The sequence below is a fragment of the Solibacillus kalamii genome (assembly GCF_002174535.1).
Taxonomy (GTDB): Bacteria; Bacillota; Bacilli; order Bacillales_A; family Planococcaceae; genus Solibacillus; species Solibacillus silvestris.
Map to the genome: position 1 here is coordinate 126,795 of NZ_NHNT01000001.1, position 26,541 is coordinate 153,335.

General features: G+C 39.3%; 23 protein-coding genes. All 23 read right to left on the minus strand.

Going from position 1 to position 26,541, the window contains the following annotated elements; genetic code table 11:
* Positions 1 to 9: 9 nt before the first annotated feature.
* Positions 10 to 1,227 (minus strand): DegT/DnrJ/EryC1/StrS family aminotransferase, encoded by a 1,218-nt coding sequence (locus CBM15_RS00615; RefSeq protein WP_087615367.1) that lies wholly within the window; start codon positions 1,225 to 1,227, stop codon positions 10 to 12.
* Positions 1,228 to 1,387: 160 nt separating this feature from the next.
* Positions 1,388 to 3,208, minus strand: a complete 1,821-nt coding sequence (locus CBM15_RS00620) for a polysaccharide biosynthesis protein (protein WP_087615774.1) — start codon at positions 3,206 to 3,208, stop codon at positions 1,388 to 1,390.
* Positions 3,209 to 3,239: 31 nt separating this feature from the next.
* Positions 3,240 to 4,004, minus strand: a complete 765-nt coding sequence (locus CBM15_RS00625) for a tyrosine-protein phosphatase (protein ID WP_087615368.1) — start codon at positions 4,002 to 4,004, stop codon at positions 3,240 to 3,242.
* A gap of 45 nt (positions 4,005 to 4,049) precedes the next feature.
* Complete coding sequence (locus CBM15_RS00630; protein WP_087615369.1) at positions 4,050 to 4,763, minus strand: CpsD/CapB family tyrosine-protein kinase; 714 nt, start codon at positions 4,761 to 4,763, stop codon at positions 4,050 to 4,052.
* Between the two features lie 4 nt (positions 4,764 to 4,767).
* Positions 4,768 to 5,532 carry a YveK family protein gene (locus CBM15_RS00635; protein ID WP_087615370.1) on the minus strand — a complete coding sequence of 255 codons (765 nt, stop codon included), beginning with the start codon at positions 5,530 to 5,532 and terminating at the stop codon, positions 4,768 to 4,770.
* Positions 5,533 to 5,743: 211 nt separating this feature from the next.
* A complete protein-coding gene (locus CBM15_RS00640) occupies positions 5,744 to 6,562 on the minus strand; it encodes a hypothetical protein (protein WP_087615371.1) in 819 nt (272 codons plus the stop codon).
* Positions 6,563 to 6,719: 157 nt separating this feature from the next.
* Positions 6,720 to 7,910 (minus strand): S-layer homology domain-containing protein, encoded by a 1,191-nt coding sequence (locus tag CBM15_RS00645; protein ID WP_158100183.1) that lies wholly within the window; start codon positions 7,908 to 7,910, stop codon positions 6,720 to 6,722.
* Between the two features lie 425 nt (positions 7,911 to 8,335).
* A complete protein-coding gene (gene rny / locus CBM15_RS00650; RefSeq protein WP_008403194.1) occupies positions 8,336 to 9,889 on the minus strand; it encodes a ribonuclease Y in 1,554 nt (517 codons plus the stop codon).
* Between the two features lie 729 nt (positions 9,890 to 10,618).
* On the minus strand, positions 10,619 to 11,695 hold the full coding sequence (gene recA / locus CBM15_RS00655; RefSeq protein WP_014824449.1) for a recombinase RecA: 1,077 nt from the start codon (positions 11,693 to 11,695) through the stop codon (positions 10,619 to 10,621).
* Between the two features lie 166 nt (positions 11,696 to 11,861).
* Positions 11,862 to 13,121, minus strand: coding sequence for a competence/damage-inducible protein A (locus CBM15_RS00660; protein WP_087615373.1), 1,260 nt, complete (start codon positions 13,119 to 13,121; stop codon positions 11,862 to 11,864).
* A gap of 281 nt (positions 13,122 to 13,402) precedes the next feature.
* Positions 13,403 to 13,981, minus strand: coding sequence for a CDP-diacylglycerol--glycerol-3-phosphate 3-phosphatidyltransferase (gene pgsA, locus CBM15_RS00665; RefSeq protein WP_008403198.1), 579 nt, complete (start codon positions 13,979 to 13,981; stop codon positions 13,403 to 13,405).
* Positions 13,982 to 14,027: 46 nt separating this feature from the next.
* Entirely contained in the window at positions 14,028 to 14,930 is a 903-nt protein-coding gene (locus tag CBM15_RS00670) for a helix-turn-helix domain-containing protein (protein WP_239835804.1), read from the minus strand.
* A gap of 54 nt (positions 14,931 to 14,984) precedes the next feature.
* Entirely contained in the window at positions 14,985 to 15,773 is a 789-nt protein-coding gene (locus tag CBM15_RS00675; protein ID WP_008403200.1) for a DUF3388 domain-containing protein, read from the minus strand.
* 267 nt (positions 15,774 to 16,040) lie between these two features.
* Complete coding sequence (locus CBM15_RS00680; RefSeq protein ID WP_008403201.1) at positions 16,041 to 16,298, minus strand: DUF3243 domain-containing protein; 258 nt, start codon at positions 16,296 to 16,298, stop codon at positions 16,041 to 16,043.
* Positions 16,299 to 16,345: 47 nt separating this feature from the next.
* Positions 16,346 to 17,074: an elongation factor P 5-aminopentanone reductase gene (ymfI, locus tag CBM15_RS00685; RefSeq protein ID WP_087615375.1), complete on the minus strand. Its 729-nt coding sequence runs from the start codon at positions 17,072 to 17,074 to the stop codon at positions 16,346 to 16,348.
* Positions 17,071 to 18,375: an EF-P 5-aminopentanol modification-associated protein YfmH gene (gene yfmH / locus CBM15_RS00690; RefSeq protein WP_008403203.1), complete on the minus strand. Its 1,305-nt coding sequence runs from the start codon at positions 18,373 to 18,375 to the stop codon at positions 17,071 to 17,073. The genes ymfI and yfmH overlap by 4 nt, the downstream gene beginning before the upstream one ends.
* A gap of 3 nt (positions 18,376 to 18,378) precedes the next feature.
* Positions 18,379 to 19,641, minus strand: coding sequence for an EF-P 5-aminopentanol modification-associated protein YfmF (gene yfmF / locus CBM15_RS00695; protein ID WP_087615376.1), 1,263 nt, complete (start codon positions 19,639 to 19,641; stop codon positions 18,379 to 18,381).
* Positions 19,642 to 20,546: 905 nt separating this feature from the next.
* Positions 20,547 to 20,672, minus strand: coding sequence for a hypothetical protein (locus CBM15_RS19580; RefSeq protein WP_275584031.1), 126 nt, complete (start codon positions 20,670 to 20,672; stop codon positions 20,547 to 20,549).
* A 57-nt stretch (positions 20,673 to 20,729) separates the two neighbouring features.
* The gene (locus CBM15_RS00700; RefSeq protein WP_087615377.1) at positions 20,730 to 21,689 is read right to left on the minus strand and encodes an ABC transporter permease; all 960 of its coding nucleotides are present in this window, start codon (positions 21,687 to 21,689) and stop codon (positions 20,730 to 20,732) included.
* Between the two features lies 1 nt (position 21,690).
* The gene (locus CBM15_RS00705; protein WP_008403209.1) at positions 21,691 to 22,740 is read right to left on the minus strand and encodes an ABC transporter permease; all 1,050 of its coding nucleotides are present in this window, start codon (positions 22,738 to 22,740) and stop codon (positions 21,691 to 21,693) included.
* A complete protein-coding gene (locus CBM15_RS00710; RefSeq protein ID WP_087615378.1) occupies positions 22,740 to 24,281 on the minus strand; it encodes an ABC transporter ATP-binding protein in 1,542 nt (513 codons plus the stop codon). The genes CBM15_RS00705 and CBM15_RS00710 overlap by 1 nt, the downstream gene beginning before the upstream one ends.
* Positions 24,282 to 24,539: 258 nt before the next feature.
* On the minus strand, positions 24,540 to 25,652 hold the full coding sequence (locus CBM15_RS00715) for a BMP family lipoprotein (protein ID WP_008403211.1): 1,113 nt from the start codon (positions 25,650 to 25,652) through the stop codon (positions 24,540 to 24,542).
* A gap of 61 nt (positions 25,653 to 25,713) precedes the next feature.
* Positions 25,714 to 26,442: a GntR family transcriptional regulator gene (locus CBM15_RS00720; RefSeq protein WP_014824455.1), complete on the minus strand. Its 729-nt coding sequence runs from the start codon at positions 26,440 to 26,442 to the stop codon at positions 25,714 to 25,716.
* Between the last annotated feature and the right edge of the window lie 99 nt (positions 26,443 to 26,541).

The window sequence follows — 26,541 nt, forward strand, 5'->3', positions numbered from 1 at the left end:
TTAACCACCTTAAATTTCATTTAATATTTTTTTAAAATTCTTAACCACATATTCTATATCCTCATCATTCAACAGAGTGTGTAGTGGAAGTGTAATTTCATTTATATATTGATTATAAGCATTAGGATAATCTTTTATCTCAAATCCTAAATTCTTATACGCAGTAAACATAGGCAATGGCTTATAGTGTACATTACATGCAATACCTACTTCAGCCATCTTAATAATAATATTATTTCTCTCTTCTTCATTAATATTAGGGATTCTCATTAAATATAAATGACCTGATGATGAAAAGTATTCCCCATAATGTTCTAAGCGTTGGATGCCAAGAGGTAGTAATGCTTTATCATACATCTCTATAATTTTTCTACGTCTTGCCAATAATCCTTCATATCTATTAAGCTGAATTAAACCAATACTTCCCATTATATCTGTCATGTTACATTTATAGGCTGGATATACAATATCATATTCCCATGCACCTACTTGCATTTTAGCAAGAGCATCTTTTGATTGTCCATGCAGACTATACAACATAAATTGCTTATAAATCCACTCATCATTTAAATTCCTATTGTTTGACCATACAACAGCTCCACCTTCAGCTGTTGTTAAATTCTTCACAGCATGAAATGAGAAACAAGTAAAATCAGCAACTTTCCCGCACTTTTCACCTTTCCTTTCGGCTCCAAATGCATGGGCTGCATCTGACATAACAATTACTCTATTAAAAAGCTTTTGTAATTCGCTATTAGGCTTAAATAATTTATTTTTTTTATTAACTATTTCAAATAGAGTATCATAGTCACACATCTTCCCCGCGATATCTACTGCAATTATAGCTTTAGTTTTTTCATTTATTGCTGTTGCAAGTTTTGAATAATCCATTTCAAAAGAATCTGGAGCTGTATCAATTAATACAATTTTAGCTCCAACATGTTCTATAACTGAGGCAGAGGCAGTATATGTGTATGCAGATGTTATAACTTCATCCCCAGGCCCTATCCCTAAGATACGAAGTGTTAACTCCATTGCTGCCGTAGCTGAGTTTAGGCAAACAGCCTTATCAACTCCAACAAAGTTTGCTATTCTTTTTTCTAGTTCTTTAGTTTTAGGTCCTGTTGTAATCCAACCAGATTTTAATGTTTGTAAAACCTCATTAATTTCAGCATCAGTAATATCAGGGGGAGAAAATTGAATATTTCTTATTTCAGTTTTAGTCATTAAATTTTCCTCGCTTTTAATATTTTTAGAAATAAAAGGAAACCGATTTATCCACTTATAAATAGTTTTAATATCAGTTACATTAAAACTATTTGGGCTTTCAAATAAAAAATAATAATGTGGTTATTATTTATTCAGTAGCTGTATATCCTCCTTCAGATTAAAAATGACTAACGACTTCCCATCTTCCGTTAGCTACAGCAATTACCTTTTCTTTTAGTTCAAGATTATTCTGTTGTTCTAACTCATTTAGTAATATTTCCAGTTGTTTCGCAGTCATGCAGTTCGCTTTTCCGACATGAATTTTTGGATAAACATGTTCTTCTTGTATTTCATCAGGACTGAGCAGTTCCTCAAACATTTTTTCACCTGGTCGAATGCCAGAATATTCGATGCCGATTTCTTCTTCTTTAAAACCGGATAATCGTATCAAATTTTTCGCCAAATCTGTAATATATACTGGTTCACCCATATCTAGCACAAATACTTCCCCACCATGAGCTAATGCACCTGCCTGTAATACAAGGCGACTTGCTTCAGGTATCGTCATAAAATAGCGTGTCATTTCCGGATGTGTTACAGTAACAGGTCCGCCTGCAGCGATTTGTGCTTTAAAACGAGGTACAACTGATCCGCGCGATCCTAAAACATTGCCGAACCTTACTGCCGCAAATGTCGTCTTACTTTGTGTAGCCAAGTTTTGAACGATCATTTCCGCAATTCGTTTTGTCGAACCCATCACATTTGGTGGATTGACTGCTTTGTCTGTAGAAACGAGTACAAAGCGGTCGACACCAACAGCATGTGCGGCATCAGCCACATTTTTAGTACCAAACACATTATTTTTAATCGCTTCTAATGGATTGGCTTCCATGAGCGGTACATGCTTATGTGCTGCTGCATGATAGATGGCATCCGGTTTATATGTTCGGATAACTTCGAAAATTCGATTTCGATCTTGTACATCCGCTATAACCGGAAGCATTTCGATGCCAGAATTTTTATATTGTTCCGTCAATTCAAGGTGGATTGAGTAAATTGAATTTTCCCCATGACCGAGTAATAGTAATTGTTTCGGCTGGAATTTCATTACCTGGCGGCAAATTTCCGAACCAATTGATCCACCCGCACCCGTTACTAAAATAACTTTATTAGTAATGCCTTCTGAGATAGCAAGCATATCAAGCTTGACTTCATCACGGCCGAGCAGGTCTTCGATATTCACTTCCTCCATATCGTTAACCGTTACTTTACCTGTCAGCACATCTTCAATCTTCGGCATAATTTTAACGTTTGCATCCGTTGTTGAACAGCGCTCGAATAATGCTTTCATTTCACTTTTAGGAAGAGATGGGACCGCTAAAATAATTTCTTGGACACCTTTTTTCTCCACTATTTTTTTTATTTCTTTCGTAGTACCGAGAACACGGTAATCTACGAGTGTTAAATGTTTTTTATTTGGATCATCATCAACATAGCCTACAATTTGATATTCGGAATACTCATCGCGGCTAATATTACGTGCAAGAATTGTTCCTGCCTGACCAGCACCTACGATTAACACACGAATTGCTTCACCATCAAATTTTATTTTTCTTTTTTCATGTAAAAGTCTTAATAAAAAGCGTGAACCGCCGATCATAATAATATGGAGCAGCCACGTGATCATCAGTACGCGGAAATAAATGTCTCCGTTAATTAGCTGCTGCATAATCATCGCCATCACTACGGAAATTGTTACAGCAACTCCGATAATGATCAGCTCTCGAATTGAGGCAACCGCCCAGATACGGCTGTATAGCTTATAAATATTCGCGACAATATGATGTGCGATTAGTAGCGTAATCGCACTGATGAATAAGGTTTTATTCGTATACACCTCAACGGTTGGATGCAGCAGCCAATAACTAATATAAATTGCGGTCAATACAATGATAGAATCTAGTATAAAAAATACTGCGTATCTTCTACGATAGTTCATGTTACCCATAACCTTTCTATATGCTTTATTTTTAGAAAATAGTCCACCATTTTTTAGCACTTATCTCCTGTGGTTCATATAATAGAAAATCCCTATTTTCTATTATCCTCATATTATTTTCCAAAAGCAGATCCACTGCGTCTAATTGTTTCTTTTTTTCCAAATAGGTCAGCCCGGCATCAAACAGATATGGGCGAGTTGTCAAGTTATGAACATCTGAACCATATGTATGAACTAAATTAGCCTTCACTAAATCAAGTGACAGTTTTTGAATGTTTTTCCCGAAGTGTCCTGCGAGACTTCCGGCGGTAATTTGCGCCATCGCCCCTTCCCTCACAAGCTCTTCCAGCTTACTCGGTCGTTCAGCGATTGTTTTATTGCGCTCTGGATGAGCAATAATTGGGATGATTCCATTTGCCTGAAGATTGATCACGATTTCTTTCGTAAATTTCGGAACTGTACTGGACGGTAATTCCAGCAGTATGTAGTTGGAGTTTGCGAGAGTCAAAGCTTCCTTTGCCTCTACGAGTGTGACAATATTTTCTACTAAACGGACTTCTTGCCCTGCATGAATTTTCAATGGAATGTTGTTTATTTCCACCTGTTCTTGGATGACTGTAAGTTGCTCCATTACTTGTTTAGCTGAAACATTGTATTGTGGATGAAAACTATGTGAAGTTGCAATAATTTCTGTAATGCCTTCATTTGAGGCTTGCTGCAGCATTTCGAGTGTTTCAGATAAATCATCTGGTCCATCATCGACCCCAAATAAAATATGACTATGTATGTCGATCATTGTATTGCCCCTCTTCTTTATGTTAAATTCGAGGGGCTAAGTCTCTTACTCTACAGCCCCGTAGTATTGATAATAGTAATGGTTTTTGTCGATCGCATAATTATTCAATACTGCCCCGATAATATTCGCCTTGGAAGCGATCAGCATTTCTTTTGCTTTTATGACATTTTCCTTTTCTGCTTTCCCTGAATTAATAACAAGGATCGTACCTTCGCATTTATTTGATAGGATTTGAGCATCTGTTACCGATAAAACAGGCGGTGCGTCAAAAATAACCAAATCGTATTTGCCTTTAACTGTTTCAATAAACTGGTCCATCGTTTTGGATGCAATCAGTTCGGCAGGGTTTGGCGGAATCGGACCACTCGTTATTAATGAAAGGCCTTCGATATGCGTTTCATGTACAACTTCCTCAACCGTATCTTGGCGTATTAAAACTGTTGATAAACCGCCTACATTTCTCACGCCAAATGTATGGTGTGTTGTCGGTTTACGCATATCCCCGTCAACTAAGAGTACTTTCTTCCCGGACTGTGCATAGACAACAGCAATATTCGAAGCATTTGTCGACTTTCCTTCTCCCGGTGTGGATGACGTAACAACAAGTGTTTTTAAATCTTTATCCGGCATCGAGAAGTTAATATTTGTACGAACTGTTTTAAATTGTTCTGATACGATTGATTTTGGATTCGAATCGGTAATGAGTTTTCTCGCTAATGTAGTTGGCTGTGATTTTTTGCGTTTAAACTTGTTGAACATATCCTCACGCCCTCACTTTTCGGTCAATAATCGTTTTTTTTTGTTTCCGGTGTCTTGAAGCTCTTCTCGCTTCCTCTTTCCGCATTTCTTCTGGATTTATTATACTAATAACCCCAATAATTGGCAATCCAATTATTTCTTCTACGTCTTGCTCTGTTTTCACTGTTGTATCAAGGTATTCCAGTAAAAAGGCTAAACCTACACCAACCATTAACCCGATAACTAGTGCAATCGCGATGTTCAGCATTTTATTTGGCTTAATCGGTGTCGGGTTGTCCGAATATTGTGCCGGCGCCAGTATATTGACATTATCGATATTCATCAGTTTCGGAACTTCTTCTTTAAATACTTCCACAACCTGGTTGGCCATATCAGCTGCCACATTATAATTTTCATCCTGTACGCTTACATTTAATACTTGCGAATTGTTCGCATTCGTTACTGAAATCTTTGATGCCAGTTGTACAGGAGTTAACGGCAAATCCAAGTTTTCTACGACAATCGATAAAATCGCAGGACTTTTAATAATTTCATTGTATGTATTAATTAATTGTAAGTTGGACTGAATATCCTGTGATGTCATTTGCTGTGTCATGTCTTCTTTTTTTTGATTGACCAGTACTTGTGTGTTTGCCTGGTAAATCGGTGTCAGTAAAAAATAGCTAACAATTGCTGCAATAACCCCTGCAAAAATGGTAAGCGAAAGAATAAGAGCAACCCGCTTTTTTAATGTTTTGAATATATCTTGTAAGCTAATTGTTTCTTCCAAAAGTGTACGCTCCTTTATTTAAACTACTAAAAGTATACATGAGTTGATACCATTATTACATAGATCTTCCATATAAGTATTAAATATATAACAAATTAAGTATTTTTTAACTTATTTGTAAAAAAAATTATTATTCTGCAATGAGTCTGTAACTTAATTTTGGAGAATAAAAGGTTTGCATGACGATATTCGTACTGCAAACCTTTAAAGGCTAACGGAAGCTAAGTGCTTTGTCCATCATTTCAGAACGCAGAGATTCTTTCATCGCATTGTATTCTTCCTTAAAGCTCTGGGCATAGGATTTATCAAAACCATTTTTTTGCAGGTCTTTTTCCACTAACCCTACTACAACATTAACTGTTGAATCTGTAGCAGATTCAACCCCTTTTGCCGCACCCATGTATTTCTTATAGAAATATCCATAGCTGATTGATTCACCATTACTCTTTTTCGTCGAGTATTCATTAGCTGCCTGACTGATTAATGAATTCATACGAGCTCGTGACTGGTTTTCAAGACTTTTAAATGTTCCCTCATATTTCGATTTAATTGACGCAACTGTTACTTTTTCAGCTGGTGTATTCGAGCCGCCTGTGTTTGTGTTTGTATTCGGGTTTTTGCTTGTGTTTGAATTTGAGTTTGATCCTGTTGATCCTGTATTTGAACCAGTGTTTGAGTTAGCAGATGTTCCCGTTTGACCGGAATTCGAATTCGAGGAACCATTCCCGCTATTCGTAGTACCGGTTTCTGTACCTTCTGCATCTTCATCCGTACTTGAAGTTTGAGCTGATGCAGTTGTCACGCCATTCTTTTTGGAATCCGATGTTTTGTTTTCAACAATATTTCCTTCTTTGTCAACAACAATGACTGTTCCGTCCGGCAGCTCAACATCATATGTTTCTTCGATTAAAGCATCTACTTCAGGATCTGCAGTATCATAGGATTTGAACTTTAATTCGTAAATAATATATCCACCAATACATAACACAATCACTGCCAGAGCTAGTAATATATACTTCAGCTTTTTCATCAGTTGTAGGCTCCTTTGCAGTATTTTGGTTTATCCTCAATCTAAAGGATCACGAACGGTACCTTATTACCCCTTATTTTCAATTATAAACCAAATTCCTCTTTTTAATGAAATTCCCCAGAACAGTTTGCTCTAGGGAATTTGTGATGCTTATTTTTTACAGATCTTCAGATAACGTAATAGTTATTGTTTTTGAAGTACCATCTTTATAGTTTAATGTGATTGGACCTGAATATGAAGATTTCGTTAAAGCATCCCAAATTGATGCTGTTCCACTTAGTCCATTCAACGCAGTTGCTTCAGTCGTAGTAACGCCTAATGCTAATGCTAAATCAAGAGCAATTGCAGATTCATTCGCCAATTGTGCTGGAGAATTGTAAGGCGTAGTATTAATTGTTACTGAGCTTAATAATGCAGTAGTTCCAATTCCTACAAAGCTTTCAACTACTGAATCTCTTACTGTAGCTAATTGAGCTTTTGTAATACTTGGAGAAGCCGTAATCTTAACAGTTGTTCCCTCTGCATCAATTACAACACCAGGTACGTTCAAGCCTTCTAGTTTTTCTGTTAACTTAGTTTCAAACGCAGCCTTCTCTTCTGGTGTAATCACTGGAGTAGATGGTGTTCCAGGATCCGTTGGAGTACCAGGATTTGGTGTTGGTGTTGGTGTCGGTGTCGGTGTTGGTGTTGGTGTTGGTGTTGGTTCTGGTGTCGGTTCTGGTTTCACCGCTTTTTCAGCACGTACAACGAATGAAGATAACTGGCCACGTGTTACGAAAGACTTCGTATCAAAGAATGTTGGTGTAACACCTGTTGTTACGCTGTTTTCAAATAATGCAATAATATGTTCTTTGTATTGGGATCTTTCAACGTCTGTAAATGGAACAGTTTCACCAGTTGCAGTTAACTTGAATGCTTTAGCAATGATTTTAGACATTTGACCGCGTGTCAACATATCGTTTGCACGGTATGTACCGTCTTCGAAACCATTAATAATGCCGGCATTTGCTAATGCTGCAATAGCACCGTAGTTTGAGTTTTTCGTAGAGATATCTTTGAAGTTAGGGTTTGTAACGTTTTTAGTATCTAGTCCGATGATTTCTGCAATAATATGAGCTGCATTACCACGTTTGATAGGGTTTCCAGGGCGGAAAGTTCCATCTTCATAACCACGGATTACACCGCGCTCTGCTAGATTCATGATGTTTTCATAATGCGTGTTAGTTTCTTTAACATCTTTGAAGCTGATTGCCGCTTCTGCTTGTGGCGCTACTGCTACAACTGCACCGGCTGCTAGAGTGGTAGTTAATGCCACATTGAACAGTTTTTTATACGATTGTTTTTTCATGTATAAACCTCCATTTTTTATCAAGATATGCCGATTATAACATAGAGATTTGAAAGGTGGAAATATTTGCACATTATTCCATTCAAAAAGTATTATTTTACTATTCATAATACTTTAAGTTAATTTAATTTTCTATATAATTTTTTGTAACTAAATTAGTAATTAAATTGCAAATATTAAGATTCCCTAATAAAATATTACTATTTTCTATAAATTATGGAGATGAAAGTAGAAGTATAGTTCGAAGGAAGCAAAGAATCTGGTATACAAAGAGAAAGAGTTTGACAGAAGAATGCTCGCATTCACCTCAATCTGCTGGAAATTAGCCCCAATAACAAAAAGACATCAACTTCCCCCTGTTAGAGAAAAATTAATGTCTTGTATTCTATCCTAAGTTATCGGATTTTCAATTGTTAGCAAGCTGATTATTTCGCATACTCCACTGAACGTGTTTCACGAATAACCGTCACTTTAATGTGACCTGGGTAATCGAGTTCTTCTTCAATACGTTTGCGGATATCTCGCGCTAAACGATGTGATGCCAGATCATCGATTTTTTCAGGCTGTACGATGATACGTACTTCACGACCTGCTTGAATCGCAAATGATTTTTCAACGCCGTCATAGCTTTCCGAGATTTCTTCCAGCTTTTCAAGGCGGCGAATATAGTTTTCTAATGTTTCACTGCGGGCACCTGGGCGCGCTGCTGATAATGCATCAGCTGCTGCTACAAGTACAGCGATAACTGAAGTTGCTTCTGTGTCACCATGGTGGGATGCAATAGAGTTAATCACAACTGGGTGTTCTTTATACTTCGTTGCCAGTTCCACACCGATTTCTACGTGGCTTCCTTCGACTTCATGGTCAATCGCTTTACCGATATCATGCAGTAAACCTGCACGACGCGCTAATGTCACATCTTCGCCTAGTTCAGCAGCAAGTAATCCTGCTAAGTGGGCTACTTCGATTGAGTGTTTTAATACATTTTGACCATAGCTTGTACGGTATTTCATACGACCTAGGATCTTCATTAAATCCGGGTGCAGGTTATGAATACCTACTTCAAATGTTGTTTGCTCACCTGTTTCGCGGATCTGTTCGTCCACTTCACGGCGAGACTTTTCAACCATTTCTTCGATACGTGCCGGGTGAATACGACCATCTTGAACTAGTTTTTCTAATGCAAGACGAGCTGTTTCACGACGAATCGGATCAAAGCCGGATAAAATAACTGCTTCAGGCGTATCATCAATAATCAGATCGATACCTGTAAGCGTTTCTAATGTACGGATGTTACGGCCTTCACGACCGATAATACGGCCTTTCATCTCATCATTCGGCAGATTTACAACGGACACTGTTGTTTCTGCAACATGGTCAGCTGCAAAGCGTTGTAATGCAAGTGATAAAATTTCTCGAGCCTTTTTGTCTGATTCTTCTTTTGCACGCAATTCTGATTCTTTCGTCATTACAGCGATATCTGTAGAAAGTTCGTTTTCAACTTCCTTCAAGATAACCTCTTTCGCTTCTTCGCGCGTCAGAGCTGCAATGCGCTCAAGCTCAGTTTTTTGACTTGCAACAAGTTGTTCTACTTTGCTTTCCATCTGTTCAATATGCTGTTGTCTGCTTGCCAGAGCTTCTTCCTTACGCTCTAAGCTTATCTCTCTTTTGTTCAGAGTTTCATCTTTGCGGTCAAGGTTTTCTTCTCTTTGCAATAAACGGTTCTCTTGTTTCTGAAGTTCTCCACGACGGTCACGAATGTCATTTTCCGCTTCAGTACGAAATTTGTGAGTTTCATCCTTTGCTTCAAGCAGTGCTTCTTTTTTCAGTGCATCCGCTTCACGTTTCGCGTCTTCCACGATTTGCTCGGCAACATGCTTTGCACCAGTCACTTTTGAATCATTCACGTTTTTCATGTAGAAATAGATAACAGCGACACCGACAGCGAATCCTAGCAAAGCAGGGAGTATCATTTCCATATCGTTTCCCTCCTATGCCTATATATGTCTGATGTTCTTTTAGTCGGCATAATATATCTGAATTATTCAAACATACCGCCTATTCATTTCAAAATTTAGAAATTATACATTTTAATTGTATAGTTCAAAATTAGGTATGTCAAGAATAGCCATGGTTTAAGGGGTTTTTTATATTTTTATGGTCCATTAAGGGACTTCCAGAAATTAGTCCCGATTGGGGTGGCGGGTTACCAATCTTTTCTATAATGAATTCGATTAACGCGATTTACGGGCTACCAGGCAGCGGGAAGTTCTAATAAATCTCGAAATGTTCTAATATTTTTTTATTTGTTCTAATAAACTTGCGATTTTCTAATATATTCTGTAATTCTTCTAATAAGTCGGCCCGATTTTCAAATAACCTCTTCGAATCTTCTAATATGAGGTGGAAATTTTCTAATATAGCAAACATTCGTTCTAATAAAAATCCCTGCTTTATTTTTCCCACCGGTTTTACCTAGAAAAATTCAATTAAAGTCGGCTAAGCTAGCCATTTTCTAATATCTGCTTCTAATCTTCTAATATCACGCAGAGACCGTCTAATAAAACCCATATTTATTCTAATAAACTCCAACGCTCCCCTGACCCAACTGGTACTTAAACCAAAGACCGCGCTACCTTATCCATAAAACCGCCTTTCCCCAACAAAAACAAAAACCCAAGCAAAATTCTTCGCTTGGGTCTGTAACATTATTCTTTATCTTTTTCGTCTTCGAATAGTTCTAGTTCGTCCAGTTCTTCTTCTTCAGTTGTATCGTTGGCGCCGATTGTGTAGCCTAGTTCGCCGATACCGAAGTGTTGACGGATTTTTTCTGTCACTTCTTCTTTGATCGCTGGGTTTTCTTTGAAGAATTGTTTTACATTTTCACGACCTTGGCCGATTCGTTCGCTGTTGTATGAATACCAAGAACCGCTCTTTTGGATGATGTCCAGTTCTGCACCAATGTCGACGATTTCGCCTTCTTTTGAAATCCCTTCGCCGTACATAATATCCACTTCTGCTGTACGGAATGGTGGTGCTACTTTATTTTTTACGACTTTGATTTTCGTTTTGTTCCCGATAATTTCTGTACCTTGCTTGATCGCTTCACCGCGACGTACTTCTAAACGGATAGAAGAGTAGAATTTAAGGGCACGTCCACCTGTTGTTGTTTCCGGGTTACCGAACATAACACCGATTTTTTCACGAACTTGGTTGATGAAAATAGCAAGCGTATTCGATTTATTAATAACACCTGATAATTTACGTAATGCCTGTGACATTAAACGCGCTTGGAGACCCATGTGCGAGTCACCCATTTCGCCCTCGATCTCGGCTTTTGGCACTAATGCCGCTACAGAGTCGATTACGATAATATCGATTGCACCAGAACGTACTAATGCTTCTGCGATTTCAAGTGCTTGTTCACCTGTATCCGGCTGTGATAATAATAATTCGTCAATATTAACGCCCAGTTTTTGTGCATATACCGGGTCAAGTGCGTGCTCAGCATCGATAAATGCTGCTGTACCGCCGTTTGCCTGAATTTCTGCGATGGCATGTAATGTAACTGTTGTTTTACCAGATGATTCTGGTCCGTAAACTTCTACAATACGTCCGCGCGGGTAGCCGCCTATACCTAATGCTGCATCAATTGCGATAGAGCCTGATGAAGTTGTCTCCATATGACGGTTCGAGTTTTCGCCCAGTTTCATGACAGAACCTTTACCGAATTGTTTTTCTATTTGTTTTAACGCCATATCTAATGCTGCTTTACGATCGCTCAAACTATTTCCTCCTTAAGAAAAAGCTTTATTTAACTTATGTCTCTATTATACTTGCTAATGAGATAACATTCAAGAAAAAAGCGAACATATTTTCGCTTTTTCTTTGAATGTTTCTAAATGCCTTTAAATCATTGATCAAATCGTCTTTAACAAAAGAAAACGACAACTAAATCAGCTTTTTGTAGCCTTGATTCGCTAATTCCCTCATTAAATAGCTGAATGTAAACTTCACTGCGCGGATTCGGTTCGTATTTCTTGAACCGGTTAATTGCAGTCGGTACGTGAGCGGTTCTGTGTCACCGATCTTAATGCCAACCCAGATTGATCCTGCAGGCTGTCCGTCGTGATCACCCGGTCCTGCTGCTCCAGTCAGCCCAACGCCGATATCTGTACCGAACTTTTCACGGACTTGTGTCGCCATTGCCGCTGCACATTCACTGCTGACGATCCCGTATTCATCAAGCAATTCACCGGAAACACCAAGGTGTTTAATTTTCGCTTCTTTCGTATACGTGACAACACCGCCGATTAATGCAGATCCGACACCCGGAATTTCTGCCAGCTCCGACTGGAACAGACCGGCCGTTAAACTTTCAGCAGCGGAAACTGTCAGTTCATTTTCAAGAAGCATTTGCACAAGCTTGAAACCCAATGATTCATCATTTACGCCGTAATAGTATTCTCCGACAATATCGAGAATTTCACGTTTCTTTAACTCGATCAGACGGAATGCCTGTGGTTCGTTTTGCGCTTTTGCCGTAATACGCAATGTTACTTCACCGTCTGAAGCAAGGGGGGCAACTGTAGGATTTGTCTGTTCATCCAAAATGTTCTGTATACGGGTTTCTAGATCTGCTTCACCGATCCCGTAAAAACGTAGTACATGAGATAAAATTACCCCGCCGTCATGTAGAAGTGCCGCCAGTTTTGGCTTCGTTTCATATTGGAACATTGGCTCAAGTTCTTTTGGCGGACCCGGCAGTAAAATATAAATACGGTCATTTTCCTCCAAAAACATACCCGGTGCCATCCCATGCTGGTTCAACAATACATCACAGCCATCCAGTACTAGCGCCTGTTTCCGGTTGTTTTCCGTCATCGGACGTCTTTGCTTCGAGAAGAATTCCTCAATCGCAAACAGCGCCGTTTCATCAAATACTAACGTACGATTCAAATGCTTCGCAATCGCTTCCTTCGTTAAATCATCCTTTGTCGGACCTAAACCACCTGAAAAAATAATAATATCCGCGCGCTGTTCCGCAATTTTAATGGCCTCTAAAAGTCGCGCCTCGTTATCTCCTACAACTGTATGATAATAAACATTAATGCCAAGTTCCGAAAGCTGGCTCGAAATAAATTTTGCATTCGTGTTGGCAATTTGTCCTAATAATAATTCCGATCCTACCGCTATAATTTCTGCATTCATTCCTAAAACCCCCTATAGATCAATTATGCCTTGGCGTAATTGAGTCCAGATTTTTTGAGTATACGCTATAGCGTATACTCAAAAGTACCTTTAAAAAATCTGTGACATCTGCCAGAGGCTTTTTTACAGCAGTTGTTTTGGCAACTGCTGTAAAAATAAAGAAAACTAGATTAGAAAAACAGCGCCGTCCAAAATGCACGGGCAACTGTTATATCTTTTATGGATACTTATTACTATTACCTATCCTAAAAGAAATTCTAACCTAGTTTTAGAAATTTTATTTATTTTGAATCCAATAATGCACGACGGTTTATATAGAAATAATCCCATCCAGACCATACTGTAAAGAACAATGCTACATAAAGCATAATCATATCAAAAGGTATGCCAACTAATGTAAAAATCGTATTGTGTAAAATTAATGCAGAAATCGCCACGATTTGGGCCCAAGTTTTAATTTTACCAAGCTGGTTCGCCGCTACGACTTCCCCTTGTCCTGCTAAAATCAGTCGAAGTCCCGTTACCGCGAACTCACGCGAAATAATGATAATGACAATCCAGGCAGGTGCCAGGTCGATTTCAACCAATAAAATAAAGGCAGCGGAAACGAGCAGCTTATCTGCAAGCGGGTCTAAAAACTTCCCTAAGTTCGTCACTAAATTATATTTGCGGGCATAGTAGCCATCTACCCAGTCCGTTGCAGAAGCGAAAATAAAAATAAGTGCCCCGACAAAATAGTTCACTTGCATTTCCGCGCCAAACAGCGTCATATTCCCCCAACCGAAATCAAACATCATTACAATCACAAATAGTGGGATCAATAAAATGCGCGAGACTGTAATCTTATTTGGTATGTTCATTTGCTAACACCTTTCGTCTAAAGAAAAGAGCCATCTTTTAAGATGACTACTCTCCTTGTCCTTCATTCACTAATTTTAAAATCACGTTTTGAGAAACCATATCTTGTGCGTAAGCTAATTCTACATCATTTACGTAAACTTTTGCCACTTTTGAGTTTCCTAAGCGAATACGTGCATAACCGTTTGCCGTTGAATCATGTTCTACTACTTCTCCAGCTTTGTAGACACGTGCATTTACTTGCTCTTGGCGGTTTTCATTACGAATGCCAACCCATGTATCACCTGCTACTTCAACACGGATATTCAGGCTGTCTGTTCCCGATACTTCAAACGTTGTATCTTCTCCTTGTACAACACCTTCACTGATCGTTTGAGCTGCTTCAGGCTCTTCTGTTACAGGTTCTTCAGGCTCAGTGTTTTCTTCAGTGTCTGCTTCTGTGTTTTCTTCGCTGCCTTCAACAGGTTTTGTTGGTGTTGAATTTGGATTTTGTTCGTATTCAATCGGTTCAATTTCCTCTTCTGCTCCATCCGGGGTACTGCCCGTTTTTTGAATGTATAGAGTTGTAATCACGACAATAATGACAATCGCAAACAATGCGACGATCAACTTCGGCATTGCTTCATTCATTTTATTGCTCGATGTCGCTTTCATATTGCGGCGACTCGGACTTTGTGTGAATGATTGCGCAACTTCTTCTTTTTGCATTTCCGGAATATCTTTTCGATACTCAGTCAATACTTCATCCGCATCTAATCCAACTGCCTCTGCATACTGCTTAATAAAGGCACGTACATAGAAAGAACCAGGCATAATTGTATAGTTGCCTTCTTCGATTCCTATTAAATAACGTTTTTGGATTTTTGTGATGTTTTGTAAATCATCTAAACTATAACCTCTAGCTAATCTCGCTTCTTTCAAGCGAGCTCCTAGTTCCGTCAAAAAAAACACCTACTTTTAATATATTCAAATAATGGTGGCACATATTATGTACCCTCATATTTACTAAAAATCAAATCCGCCAAAATGGTCTGTACTTGATAACATATTATTCTTTTCAATAATTTCATATGTTATTTCTTCATCCGGCTCATGGCGCAATTCGATAATATAGTCAAAATCTTCTATTTTATATGATGAATGCTGTACGAACAGATCTGGATGCTCTATGACTTTAATCGTCGGCATACCCATGATTTCCCGAACTAACTGCTGGTGGCGTTCATCCGTCGAGCGACGTGTGACGGCACCGTCCATTATAAAAATATTATTCCCATTAAACTCATCGCCCATTAACGTATTCCGGACGGTTTGTTTAATCATAGTAGAAGAAATGAAAATCCATTTTTTATTCGCGCACACACTTGCGGCAACGATTGACTCTGTTTTTCCTACACGCGGCATTCCACGGATCCCAATTAATTTATGCCCTTCCTTTTTAAATAATTCGGCCATAAAATCAACTAAAATTCCTAATTCGTCACGTACGAACCGGAATGTATTTTTTTCATCCGCATCTTTCGGTATATAATGCCCATGCCGAACAGCCAACCGATCACGCAGCTTTGGCTCACGAAATCTTGTTACATTAATATTTTCCATTGTTGAGACGATTGAAATAAAACGCTGGATAGATTCTTCGTTTTCTGTAGATAACAGCATTCCGCGATGCTCCTCATCCACACCGTTAATCGAGACAATATTAACGCGAAGCATTCCTAACAGCGATGCAATATCTCCTAATAAACCTGGTCGATTCACTTGAATTTCATATTCAAAATACCATTCGCCCATTTTGTATCTGTCCCCTCATAATAGAAACGTATTTATTTCTTACAAGTTCCATCATAGCGGATTTTCTACCTATTGAAAAGTTAGAAAGCCACGTTTTTGTTAGTTTTCTTGAAATAATTTTTAAAAAAACACGTTCTGGAAGGAACAATGTTGGACAATCATGCATTTATAGTTGGAGATTGGTTCGATTAGTAAATCATGCAAATATGTAAACCGAAAAAAATGCCGCTCACTTATGCAGTGAGTGACATTTTTTCGTATAGCCGATTAGTGTTGTGGCTTATTTTGAACGAGCTTCATAATACAGCTTGCAATTGCTTGCTTTTCGTCCTTTTCGGCAACAGACCATAAGTCTGATAACACACGCTCTTGCTCGTTTTGTGGGTCAACGTTTTTCGCAAGATATTCACCAATCTGAACTGCGGCCTTCTCAATCATTTTATTAGGCATGCCGCTTTCTTTTGCATCAGATACTTGTTTACCTAAGAAGCTTGTCCATTGTTCCCAGTTTTGTAAAAGTCCCATTTGCTTTCCCTCCTCTCGCACAATTAGTATGTGCGGATATCAGGAAATTATATGTACCAACCGCCATTAACTCGAATTATTTGCCCTGTCACATAATCCGCACGTCCGCTTAAATAAAAAGCCGCCATATTCGCGATATCGAGCGCTTCGCCAAAAGATTGTAAAGGAATTTGACTTTCGATCATTTCGCGCTCCTCGGCATCAAACTTTGCGTTCATCTTCGTATTAATAATTCCAGGTGCAATTGCATTAACACGAATGCCGCTAAACGCCGCTTCCTGCGAGTATGCTTTTACGAAGCTGTGCTGAGCGCCTTTTACAGCTGAGTAGGCGACTTCGCCCGCTGCTCCGACGTCACCCCAGATCGAACCGATGACAAGCACATAGCTGACTTTGTTCGCTCGTAATTTGCCCGCGAGCAGTGCGGTTGTTCGCATCGGATTTTGTACATGGACGTGCCAAAGTTTGGCCATTTCCTCGGCTGGTGTGTTTTCCAGCAAATCATAATATGCATGGCCGTTCGCATAGACGATCGCCTGCAATGAATAAATTTGGGCGGCGATTTGGTCCGCCCCGGTGTCACTGCTGAAATCTGCTTTTACTGGGATAAACTCCTGATCCGGAAAGTTTTCGGTAAACGTTTGAAGCATACTGTCAATGACAGTATGCCCTGTGTGATAATGCAGATAGAGTGACCAGCCATCCTGTGCTAACTGCTGGCAAATCGCTTGCCCAATCGCACCAGATGCACCGCAAACTAATGCAAACTTCTTCATTTTTGATCGCGCCCGCTAACCGGCATGATTGTAAACACCGTTTGTTGCTCTTCACCTTGAATCGTCTTAAATGCATTGACGATATCTTCGACTGTAATCGTCTCCAGCACCGGTACCACATCAAATAAGTTCATGTCGTTAAATTTATAACGTGTAAACTGGTTGGCGATAAATTCAATCGAATTCAGTGCGCGCAGGAAGAAACCGATTTTTTTGCGTTTAATACGTTCTACATCTTCAGAAGTGAATAAGTTCTCTTGTTCTGATTGTGCAAGCTTCTCTTTAATCAATTTGGCAAGCTGCTCCGGCTGCTCCGAATCAGAGCCGATCAGTGCAAAACCGTAGCCATTTTCCAATGAGAAATCATAGCCGTATGATTCGTCAATTAAGCCGTTTTCATATACATCTGTATAGAACGATGAAGCGCGGCCGAATAAACATTCAACACCAATCTGAACAGCAAGCTCATGCTTCAGCATTTCTTCGCCGCTTAAATCAACCTGCTTCGCCTTTAAACCAACATACACTTTTGGCTTTTGGACATCCATATGAAGCACGCGCTCTTTTTCTGCCACATTTGTTGGTTCTTCATCAAACAAACGTTTTAAATCTGTCGGCTTCTGGAACGTCTTTTTGTTTTGGTTATCTTCAATAAATGCCATCATTTCAACAGGATCTACTGCACCGATTACGAACAATAGCATATTCGATGGGTGGTAAAACGTGTTGTAGCACGTATATAAATGCTCGGCCGTAATTCCGTCAATTGACTCGATCGTACCGGCAATATCAATTTTCACCGGGTGGTTATGATACATGTTTTCGATCGCGCCAAAATATAAACGCCAATCCGGCTGGTCATCGTACATCGTAATTTCCTGTCCGATAATGCCTTTTTCTTTATTCACCGTTTCTTCCGTGAAGTACGGCTCCTGTACGAAATTCAATAATGTTTCCGTACTTTTATAAATATGGTCTGTTGCTGAGAACAGATATGCTGTGCGGGTAAATGATGTAAACGCATTCGCCTGCGCCCCGACTTCACTGAACTTTTGGAATACATCCCCGTCTTCTTTTTCGAACATTTTATGCTCTAAAAAGTGGGCAATCCCGTCCGGCACAGTAACCGGTTCTGTTTCTCCGATCGGTACGAATGTACGGTCAATCGAACCATATTTCGTTGTAAATGTCACAAATGTTTTTGAAAAGCCTTTTTTCGGCAAAATGTATACGTCTAATCCATTGTTTAGCTGCTTGTAATATAATGTTTCATCTAGTTGCTGGAATTCAATTGTTTCCATGGATTACTCCCCCTTACCGCATAAGAAATACGTTGCTTCTAATTTAATATCCTGTGCCACTTTTTGCACATCTTCTTTTGACACAGCTTGCCAGCGTGCAGTCCACGTATCCAAATTAAACGGTTCGTCTAATGCTTTGTATTGGTCAAAAATTTCAATTTGGCCACGAGGTGAATCCAATGCTTCTTTTAACTGGTTAATAAGCATCGCTTTCGTTTGAGCCAATTCTAAATCGGTAATTTCTCCGTTTTGCATCACTTTTAACTGTTCCGCAATTAATTGGCGGGCCTTTTCTTCATTTGCCGGCTCAATACCTGACACGACAAACAATAATCCGTATTGAGAAGCGTAAGAACTTGATGCATAATAAGCTAAACTTTCTTTTTCACGGACATTCATAAATAATTTTGAATGGGCATATCCGCCAAAGATACCGTTGAAAATTTGCATGATTGGGAAATCTTTATCGCCAAACCGGACAGGTGTCGAGTAGCCGATATGCAGTTTCCCTTGTTTCATTTCCTGCGTTTCTTTCGTGTACGGTTCAACGTTTGCAGGAGTTGTATCTTCTTTTGTTGTCTGATGTGCATCGCGGTCAGCAAACGGGAATGCTGCTTTTAGCTGCTGCGTCATTTCTTCAATATTAATATCGCCGACAACGTAAATATCAATGACATCATTTGCTAGCATATCTTCATATGTTTTTGTTAATGATTGTGGTGTAATTGCTTTTACGGCTTCGATGTTTCCGTTTGCAGAAAATGATGCTGCGCTGTTTGGACGGATAATTTCTGTTAAACGTTTTTGTGCATAGCGTGACTTGTCATCAAAAATGGATTGGATACGTTGGATGACCATCTCTTTTTCACGGTTGACAATTGATTCTTTAAATACACCGTTTTCGAAGTTCGGTTTGAAAATTGCTTCATGGATCAGATCGATTACTTCATTTAATACATTGCCATGTGATAAATACTGGTCGTTTACTGTTTCGACATTTAATAGTACAGTATGCTCCTGACCGCGCTTTGCTGTGTCAAAATACAATACTGTGCCAAAAAGGTCATCTAAATAGCTGCGGTAACTTGCCGATGTTGGAAATTTTTCGTTGCTGTGCTGCAGGACATTCGATAATACTGTACGCTGTGCCGCTGTTTCTTCATTTAATGGTGCTCTCCATTTGATCGAAAAGTTCACCGTTTTGAATTGGGCGGTTTGTCGTATATGAAGCGAAACACCTTTCGCAATTTCGGTTGTTAAAAACAAAAAAACTCCTCCTGACTACCTCGTGAATATAAATATAAATGCTTCTTCTCTACTATACATGTGTTGCCTTGATTTGTGCAAAGTTATTATCCGTACTAAGTGTTCCCTAATTCGTGACATTTATGAATGAAAAATATCAACAGTTAAAAAATTAAAAATATTTCTTTTTATAATAAAATTTCTAGACGCTTTCTGCGTTTCTTAATGGAGTCCGTTGTGCTGCGTTCCGGGAGGCCAACATGAGGTTGGTCACGAATGCGTTGTCACACGATGTGACGATCTTAGCATTCGTTCCATTATTCCTGGGGGCGTGGCTCCAACTAACTTGATGTATGCCTCTACGGCGGCATACATCAAGTGGATTTTCCGCGCACGCTTAATCCCCTAGGAGTCGGCCCCTCCACTCCGCACAACTAAGGTTTGGTATGTGGTCTGGGCTTCTTATTTAATTTGGGTAAAGGTTTGTTGAATTTTATTGCCTTTCTCTTCAATAAGTTCGCGTTTCAATTCAACTTGGCTAATTAAATTCGCGTTTTCTATTTTCCAGAGGGGCATTTCCACTTTATATGAATAGCTTTCACTTTCGCTGTAAAAATTCTACTTTCTTTTTAGGATGTTCCACTTTCTTATGCAACTTAGCTAATAAAACCCGGGCTTTCTTCTTTTCGAGTGCGCCGTTCTACTTTTCTATAAATAGCTTCCACTTTAGTCGCAGGCCTTTCTACTTTTTCTTCATTACCTTCTACTTTCCCACGTGACTTGGCTAATAAATTTCAGCTTTCTACTTTTCAGGCGAACTGTTCTACTTTTGCAGAAATAGTTTCCACTTTAATCGCAGAACCTTCTACTTTCTATTCAAAACATTCTACTTTCTACAGCAACTGGGTTAATAAAATTCGGGTTTTCTACTTTCCAGAAATCCGTTCTACTTTTACATGAAAAGTTTCTACTTTAGCAGCAGAACTTTCCACTTTCTCTTCAATCAGTTCTACTTTCTCCAGCAAATTGGCTATTAAATTCAGTGCCCACACTTATTCCACACAAAAAAACCGCCTGTACAAATCCACTTTGTACAGACGGTTTTATAATTAGCGTTTTCCTTTGATGTATGGAATGCCTGATGCTTTTGGTGCTACTGCTTTTCCTACGAAGCCTGCTAATGCCAGGATTGTCAGAACGTATGGCAGGACTTGCAGGATTACTGGTGGGATATCCTGGATGTATGGGATGTTCCCGCCACCGATACTTAATGTTTGTGCCAAGCCGAAGAATAGTGCGGCACCTAATGTTCCGATTGGATGCCATTTACCGAAGATCATTGCGGCAATGGCGATGAATCCTTGTCCGGCTACTGTAGAGCCAGAGAAATCACCAGATGATGTCATAGCCAATGAAGCACCACCAACACCTGCTAATGCACCGGAAATCATAACGCCGATATAACGCATTTTCGCTACGTTAATTCCCATCGTATCCGCTGCCATTGGATGTTCTCCTACTGATCGAATACGTAAACCGAATGGCATTTTGTAAAGAACAAACCATGCTCCTATCGCAACAACTAATGCGATAATTGTTGTAGAGTATACATTTTGGAACAATAGCGGTCCTAAAAACGGTATATCGGATAAATAAGGTATTTCAAAACGTTGTAATGGCGCTGAAACCATGTCTGTTTGACCTTTACCGTAAATTAATTTTACCAAGAATACTGTAATCGCTGCAGCAAGCATGTTCAGTGCAACACCTGTTACAGTTTGGTCTGCTCGGAACGTTACGGCTGCAACGGCAATAATCAACGAGAAGATGGCCCCTGCCAACAACGCTGCCAATAAAGCCAGCCAAATGACGTTTTTCCCAAAATCAGCATAGTATTCAAGGTTTATATAAATACCTGTAAATGCACCGACAATCATTAACCCTTCAACACCAAGACCGATTACCCCTGCACGCTCCGAGAATAGAGCCCCGATACCTGTTAAAATAAGCGGTGTTGCGTATAAAAGGGCAGAAGGGACGATAAAGTATAACACTTCTAAAAAGCTCATGTTACTTGCCCTCCTTTTTCTTTCCGAATTTCTGTAAACCAACACGTAAAATATAGCCTGATGCTACGAATAAAATAATTACTGCGATAATGATCGATACGATTTCTTCCGGAATTCCAGCTTCGTTCGGCATGTTTAAAGAACCGTATTTCAGGGAACCGAATAATGAAGCTCCGAAGAATACACCGATTGGATTGTTTGCACCAAGTAATGCTACGGCAATCCCGTCGAATCCGATACCTGAAGCAGCTGCTTTAATCGATGCGTTCTGGTATGTTCCCAATGCTTCCATCGCACCGCCAAGACCGGCGAATACACCGGAAATTGTCATCGCTAAAATGATATTACGGTTTACGTTCATACCTGCATATTCAGCAGCATTTTTGTTGAACCCTACAGCTTTTAACTCATAACCGCGCGTTGTTTTTTCTAAAATGAACCACATGACAACAACCATGATAAGTGCAACGATAATCCCTAAGTGAAGACTTGAATTATCTGTAATGTCACGTAACCACTGATTACGTAATGTAGCGGACTCTAATACTGTCGGCGTTTTGAAACCGCCGTCTGATAATGATTTAATCGCAGCATTTGTTAAATATAATGCTGTGTAGTTTAACATAATCGACGCAATTACTTCGTGTACTTGAAGTTTTGCTTTCAGGAAACCGACGATAAATGCCCAGAATGCACCAGCTGCCGCAGCCGCTAGTAATGCTAATGGCAAGTGGATAATACGCGGTAATCCTTCAATTGCATATCCGACATATGCCGCTGCAAGCCAGCCCATTAATAGCTGACCTTCAACACCGATGTTGAATAATCCTGTACGGAAGGCGAATGCTACCGCAAGACCTGCTAAAATATACGGTGTAATTTGGCGAATTGTATTACCGATAGAATAAGAATCTCCGAAAATACCATTCCATAGGGCAGTATACCCATCGATTGCATCATAGCCGCTGACAACCATGATGATTCCGCCAACGAGTAATCCTAAAACTACCGAGATGAGTGGAACGAGCAGATTCACAACTCGATTTGACATTATTCGTTCCCCTCCTTAACTGCCTTTGCTTTACGTTTTTCACCGGCCATTAATAAGCCCAGCTCTTGTTCAGATGTTTCTTTCGGATAAACCGTATCGACGATTGTTCCGTCATAAATAACGGCAATGCGGTCAGAAACATTCATTACTTCATCTAATTCAAACGAAATTAATAATACGGCTTTTCCTTTATCACGTTGCTCGATTAAACGAGAGTGGATAAATTCAATTGCCCCAACGTCCAATCCACGAGTAGGAAGTGCTGCAATCAGCAGATCCGGATCACGGTCAACTTCACGGCCGATAATTGCCTTTTGCTGGTTACCGCCTGAAAGTGCACGTGCAGGCGTCATTTCGCCTTGACCTGTACGAACATCATACTCTTCAATGATTTTACGTGCTTTTTCGTTAATTTTCTTATAATCCATGATTGTACCTTTTGAAATTGGCGATTTATAGTAAGTTTGTAATGCGATATTGTGCCCAATAGGGAAATCCAGGACAAGCCCGTGTTTGTGACGGTCCTGAGGAATATGTCCTACCCCTGTCTCCGTAATTTCACGCGGTTTTAAACCTGTAATATCTTTGCCGCCTAAAGTAACTTTTCCGCTCTTAATTTTACGCAGTCCTGTGATTGCTTCGATTAATTCTGATTGACCATTTCCGTCAATCCCTGCAATACCAACAATTTCACCACGACGAATCGATAAATTCAAACCTTTTACTTTTTCGACATCACGGTAATCCGTTACAACAAGATTTTCGACTTTGAAGATTTCTTCAGTAGGGTTTGCTTCCCCTTTTTCTGTTTTGAATTCTACTTGTCGGCCTACCATTAATTCCGCAAGCTGATCCGGGTTTGTTTCGTTCGTTACGACTGTTCCAACCCCTTCACCTTTACGGATAATCGTTACACGGTCAGATACTTCCATAATTTCTTTCAGCTTATGCGTAATGATAATGATCGATTTGCCTTCTTTAATCAGAAGTTTTAAAATCGCCATTAATTCCGTAATCTCCTGCGGTGTTAATGATGCAGTCGGCTCGTCAAAAATAAGGATTTCCGCACCACGGTATAACGTTTTCAAAATTTCTACACGTTGTTGCATTCCGACAGAAATATCTTCAATTTTCGCATATGGATCCACATCCAGATTGTATTTCTTCGATAATGCAGCAATGTCTTTTGCGGCATCTTTAATGTTGATAGCTCCTAGTTTTGTAGGTTCGCTACCTAAAATGATATTTTCCGTAACCGTAAAGTTCTCCACAAGCATAAAGTGCTGGTGGACCATTCCGATTCCTAAATCATTTGCTTTGTTTGGATCTGTAATTTTTACTGATTCTCCGCGTACTTTAATTTCTCCGGCTTCTGGTTGATATAGACCGAAAAGTACATTCATTAAAGTCGATTTACCTGCACCGTTTTCTCCTAGTAGTGCATGAATTTCGCCTTTTTTTAACTGGAGGGTGATATTGTTGTTTGCTACGAAATTACCGAACTCTTTACGGATTCCTAGCATTTCAATCACGTATTCCAATAGACTCACTCCCTTAGGCTATTTATCTTTTAAAATTATTTTTATAAAATTAACACATGAAAGATTTTTGGTAAAATCTTTCATCTATCAATTTTCAGACGAATTCTACACTAAATAAGTCTTTTTCTTACGATTCTACGAATATACAACGCTTACATTTCTATCAATACTAAATTTACTGAATTTTTAAAACAAACGTTTACATTAGAAAATCATCATAGGGAATAATTCCCCTATGATGATTACCATTAAGAATTATTATTTATCTTTCGGTTTTTCTTCTGAAACTTTAATTTCGCCAGAAGCAATCTTCTCTTTATATTCTTCTACTTTATCTAATACTTCTTGAGGAATTGCACCACGAGAATCTGCTAAGCCAACACCGTCTTCAGCTAAACCGTAAACAGTTGTTTCACCGCCTGGGAACTCACCGTTTTTCGCTTTTGTAGCGATATCCACTACTGCGTTGTTAACACCTTTTAACATAGAAGTTAAAGTGATGTTTGTAGAGTCATCCACTTGACCTTCTGCATATTGGTCAGCGTCAACACCGATTACCCATACGTTAGCATCTTTGTCTTTTGCTTTACGCTCTTTTGCTTCTGAGAATACACCGTTACCAGTACCGCCAGCAGCGTGGAAAATAATGTCTACGCCAGAAGAGTACATTGAGTTCGCAGCAATTTTACCTTTAGATGCATCATCGAACACACCTGTGTAGTTTACTTGAATTTCGATATCCGGGTTAACAGCTTTTGCACCTTCGATGAAACCAGCGTGGAAGCGGTTAATTACAGGAATATCAACGCCGCCTACGAAACCGATTTTGCCTGATTCAGACATTGAAGCAGCAACAACACCAGCTAAGAAAGCACCTTCTTGTTCTTTGAACAGGATGTTTGCTACGTTGTCAGCTTCAACTTCAGCATCGATTAATGCCAGCTGTGCATCTGGATTGTCATTAGCGATTTCTTCAATTGCATCACCCATCATGAAACCAACACCGAATACTAAATCGAAGTCACGACGTAATAAGTTATTTAAGTTTGTGTTGTAGTCAGCATCTGATTGAGATTGTAAGTAGTCGAAACCACCTTCACCTTTAGAAAGGCCGTTGTCAGCACCGAACTGTTGAACACCTTCCCAAGCTGATTGGTTGAATGATTTGTCGTCTACACCACCAACGTCTGTTACCATTGCGATTGAGAAATCGCCAGAACCAGCGTCTGTGCTTGTTTCAGAACCAGACGTAGAATCGTTTTTAGAAGTGTCTTTTGAATCAGTGCCCTCATCGTCAGTTCCACATGCTGCCAAAATTGCACCAGTTGCTACTACAGAAGAAATTAATAAACCAAATTTACGCTTTTTCATTAATGAGTCCCCCTCAAAGGTAATTGATATTAGCAGGAATTAAATAATAGAAATTATTGTTCTACACCCGTTTACGTACTACATGGAAGCTGAATTTGTCAGCTCTGAAATAATTTTTTGAATAAAGAACAACACGATCATTTTCATCATAGTGAAGTTGCTTTAATACAAGCAATGCTGTTTCCGGCCCACATTTCAATATCGGTGATACTTCATCGTGGAAGCCTACAGGATCGATATATGTCACTGCATATGCGACTCGGATGGATCCGGTTTGCTCTAAAGCCGAGAAAATAGAAACGTTTTGATTACTTATAAATTCTTTTGGCAATAAATTGGCCGGTACTTTGTCTACACAGTAGACGACCGGTTCATTGTCTGCCGTTCTTACACGTTCAATCGTGATAACATTGTCATCAATGTCAGCTTGGAAACGTTCCACATCATCTTCCGTGGCTTTTTCTTCCTTCGCACTGATGAAGATTGTGCCTGGATTCATACCAGCGTTTTCAATCATAGATGATACACTCGATAAATGTTCAATACCTGACGTAAAGACCGGCTTTGGATTGACGAATGTACCAACACCATGACGACGGACAATAATGTTTTCTTCTTCCAACAGTCGCAGTGCTTCACGAAGCGTTGCACGACTTACACCTAATGTCTTTGAAAGTTCGAACTCTGAGGGTAATTTTTCGTTCTCACGATAGGTCCCTTTATCTATATCTGACTTCAAACGATCAATAACTTGTAAGTATAAATGACGATGATCTGCTTTAATTGTCAATTAGTATCACCACCATAACATAGAGATCAGACATCTGATGTACAACATTCCTACTAATTCGTGAATAATATAACACTTTAAACGAAAAAAGAAAACATA

Bases quoted from the DNA above. Each gene is read 5' to 3' on its own strand.
- CBM15_RS00700 (WP_087615377.1), bottom strand. From the start codon at position 21,689: ATGAGCTTTTTAGAAGTGTTATACTTTATCGTCCCTTCTGCCCTTTTA.
- CBM15_RS00680 (WP_008403201.1), bottom strand. From the start codon at position 16,298: ATGGGACTTTTACAAAACTGGGAACAATGGACAAGCTTCTTAGGTAAA.
- CBM15_RS00615 (WP_087615367.1), bottom strand. From the start codon at position 1,227: ATGACTAAAACTGAAATAAGAAATATTCAATTTTCTCCCCCTGATATT.
- ymfI (WP_087615375.1), bottom strand. From the start codon at position 17,074: ATGAAGAAGTTTGCATTAGTTTGCGGTGCATCTGGTGCGATTGGGCAA.
- CBM15_RS00640 (WP_087615371.1), bottom strand. From the start codon at position 6,562: ATGAAAAAGCTGAAGTATATATTACTAGCTCTGGCAGTGATTGTGTTA.
- CBM15_RS00620 (WP_087615774.1), bottom strand. From the start codon at position 3,208: ATGAACTATCGTAGAAGATACGCAGTATTTTTTATACTAGATTCTATC.
- rny (WP_008403194.1), bottom strand. From the start codon at position 9,889: ATGGAAATGATACTCCCTGCTTTGCTAGGATTCGCTGTCGGTGTCGCT.
- CBM15_RS00715 (WP_008403211.1), bottom strand. From the start codon at position 25,652: ATGAAAAAGCGTAAATTTGGTTTATTAATTTCTTCTGTAGTAGCAACT.
- yfmH (WP_008403203.1), bottom strand. From the start codon at position 18,375: ATGGAAACAATTGAATTCCAGCAACTAGATGAAACATTATATTACAAG.
- CBM15_RS00645 (WP_158100183.1), bottom strand. From the start codon at position 7,910: ATGAAAAAACAATCGTATAAAAAACTGTTCAATGTGGCATTAACTACC.
- CBM15_RS00625 (WP_087615368.1), bottom strand. From the start codon at position 4,004: ATGATCGACATACATAGTCATATTTTATTTGGGGTCGATGATGGACCA.
- CBM15_RS00630 (WP_087615369.1), bottom strand. From the start codon at position 4,763: ATGTTCAACAAGTTTAAACGCAAAAAATCACAGCCAACTACATTAGCG.
- pgsA (WP_008403198.1), bottom strand. From the start codon at position 13,981: ATGAACATACCAAATAAGATTACAGTCTCGCGCATTTTATTGATCCCA.
- CBM15_RS00705 (WP_008403209.1), bottom strand. From the start codon at position 22,740: ATGTCAAATCGAGTTGTGAATCTGCTCGTTCCACTCATCTCGGTAGTT.
- CBM15_RS00660 (WP_087615373.1), bottom strand. From the start codon at position 13,121: ATGAATGCAGAAATTATAGCGGTAGGATCGGAATTATTATTAGGACAA.
- CBM15_RS00675 (WP_008403200.1), bottom strand. From the start codon at position 15,773: ATGGGCGAATGGTATTTTGAATATGAAATTCAAGTGAATCGACCAGGT.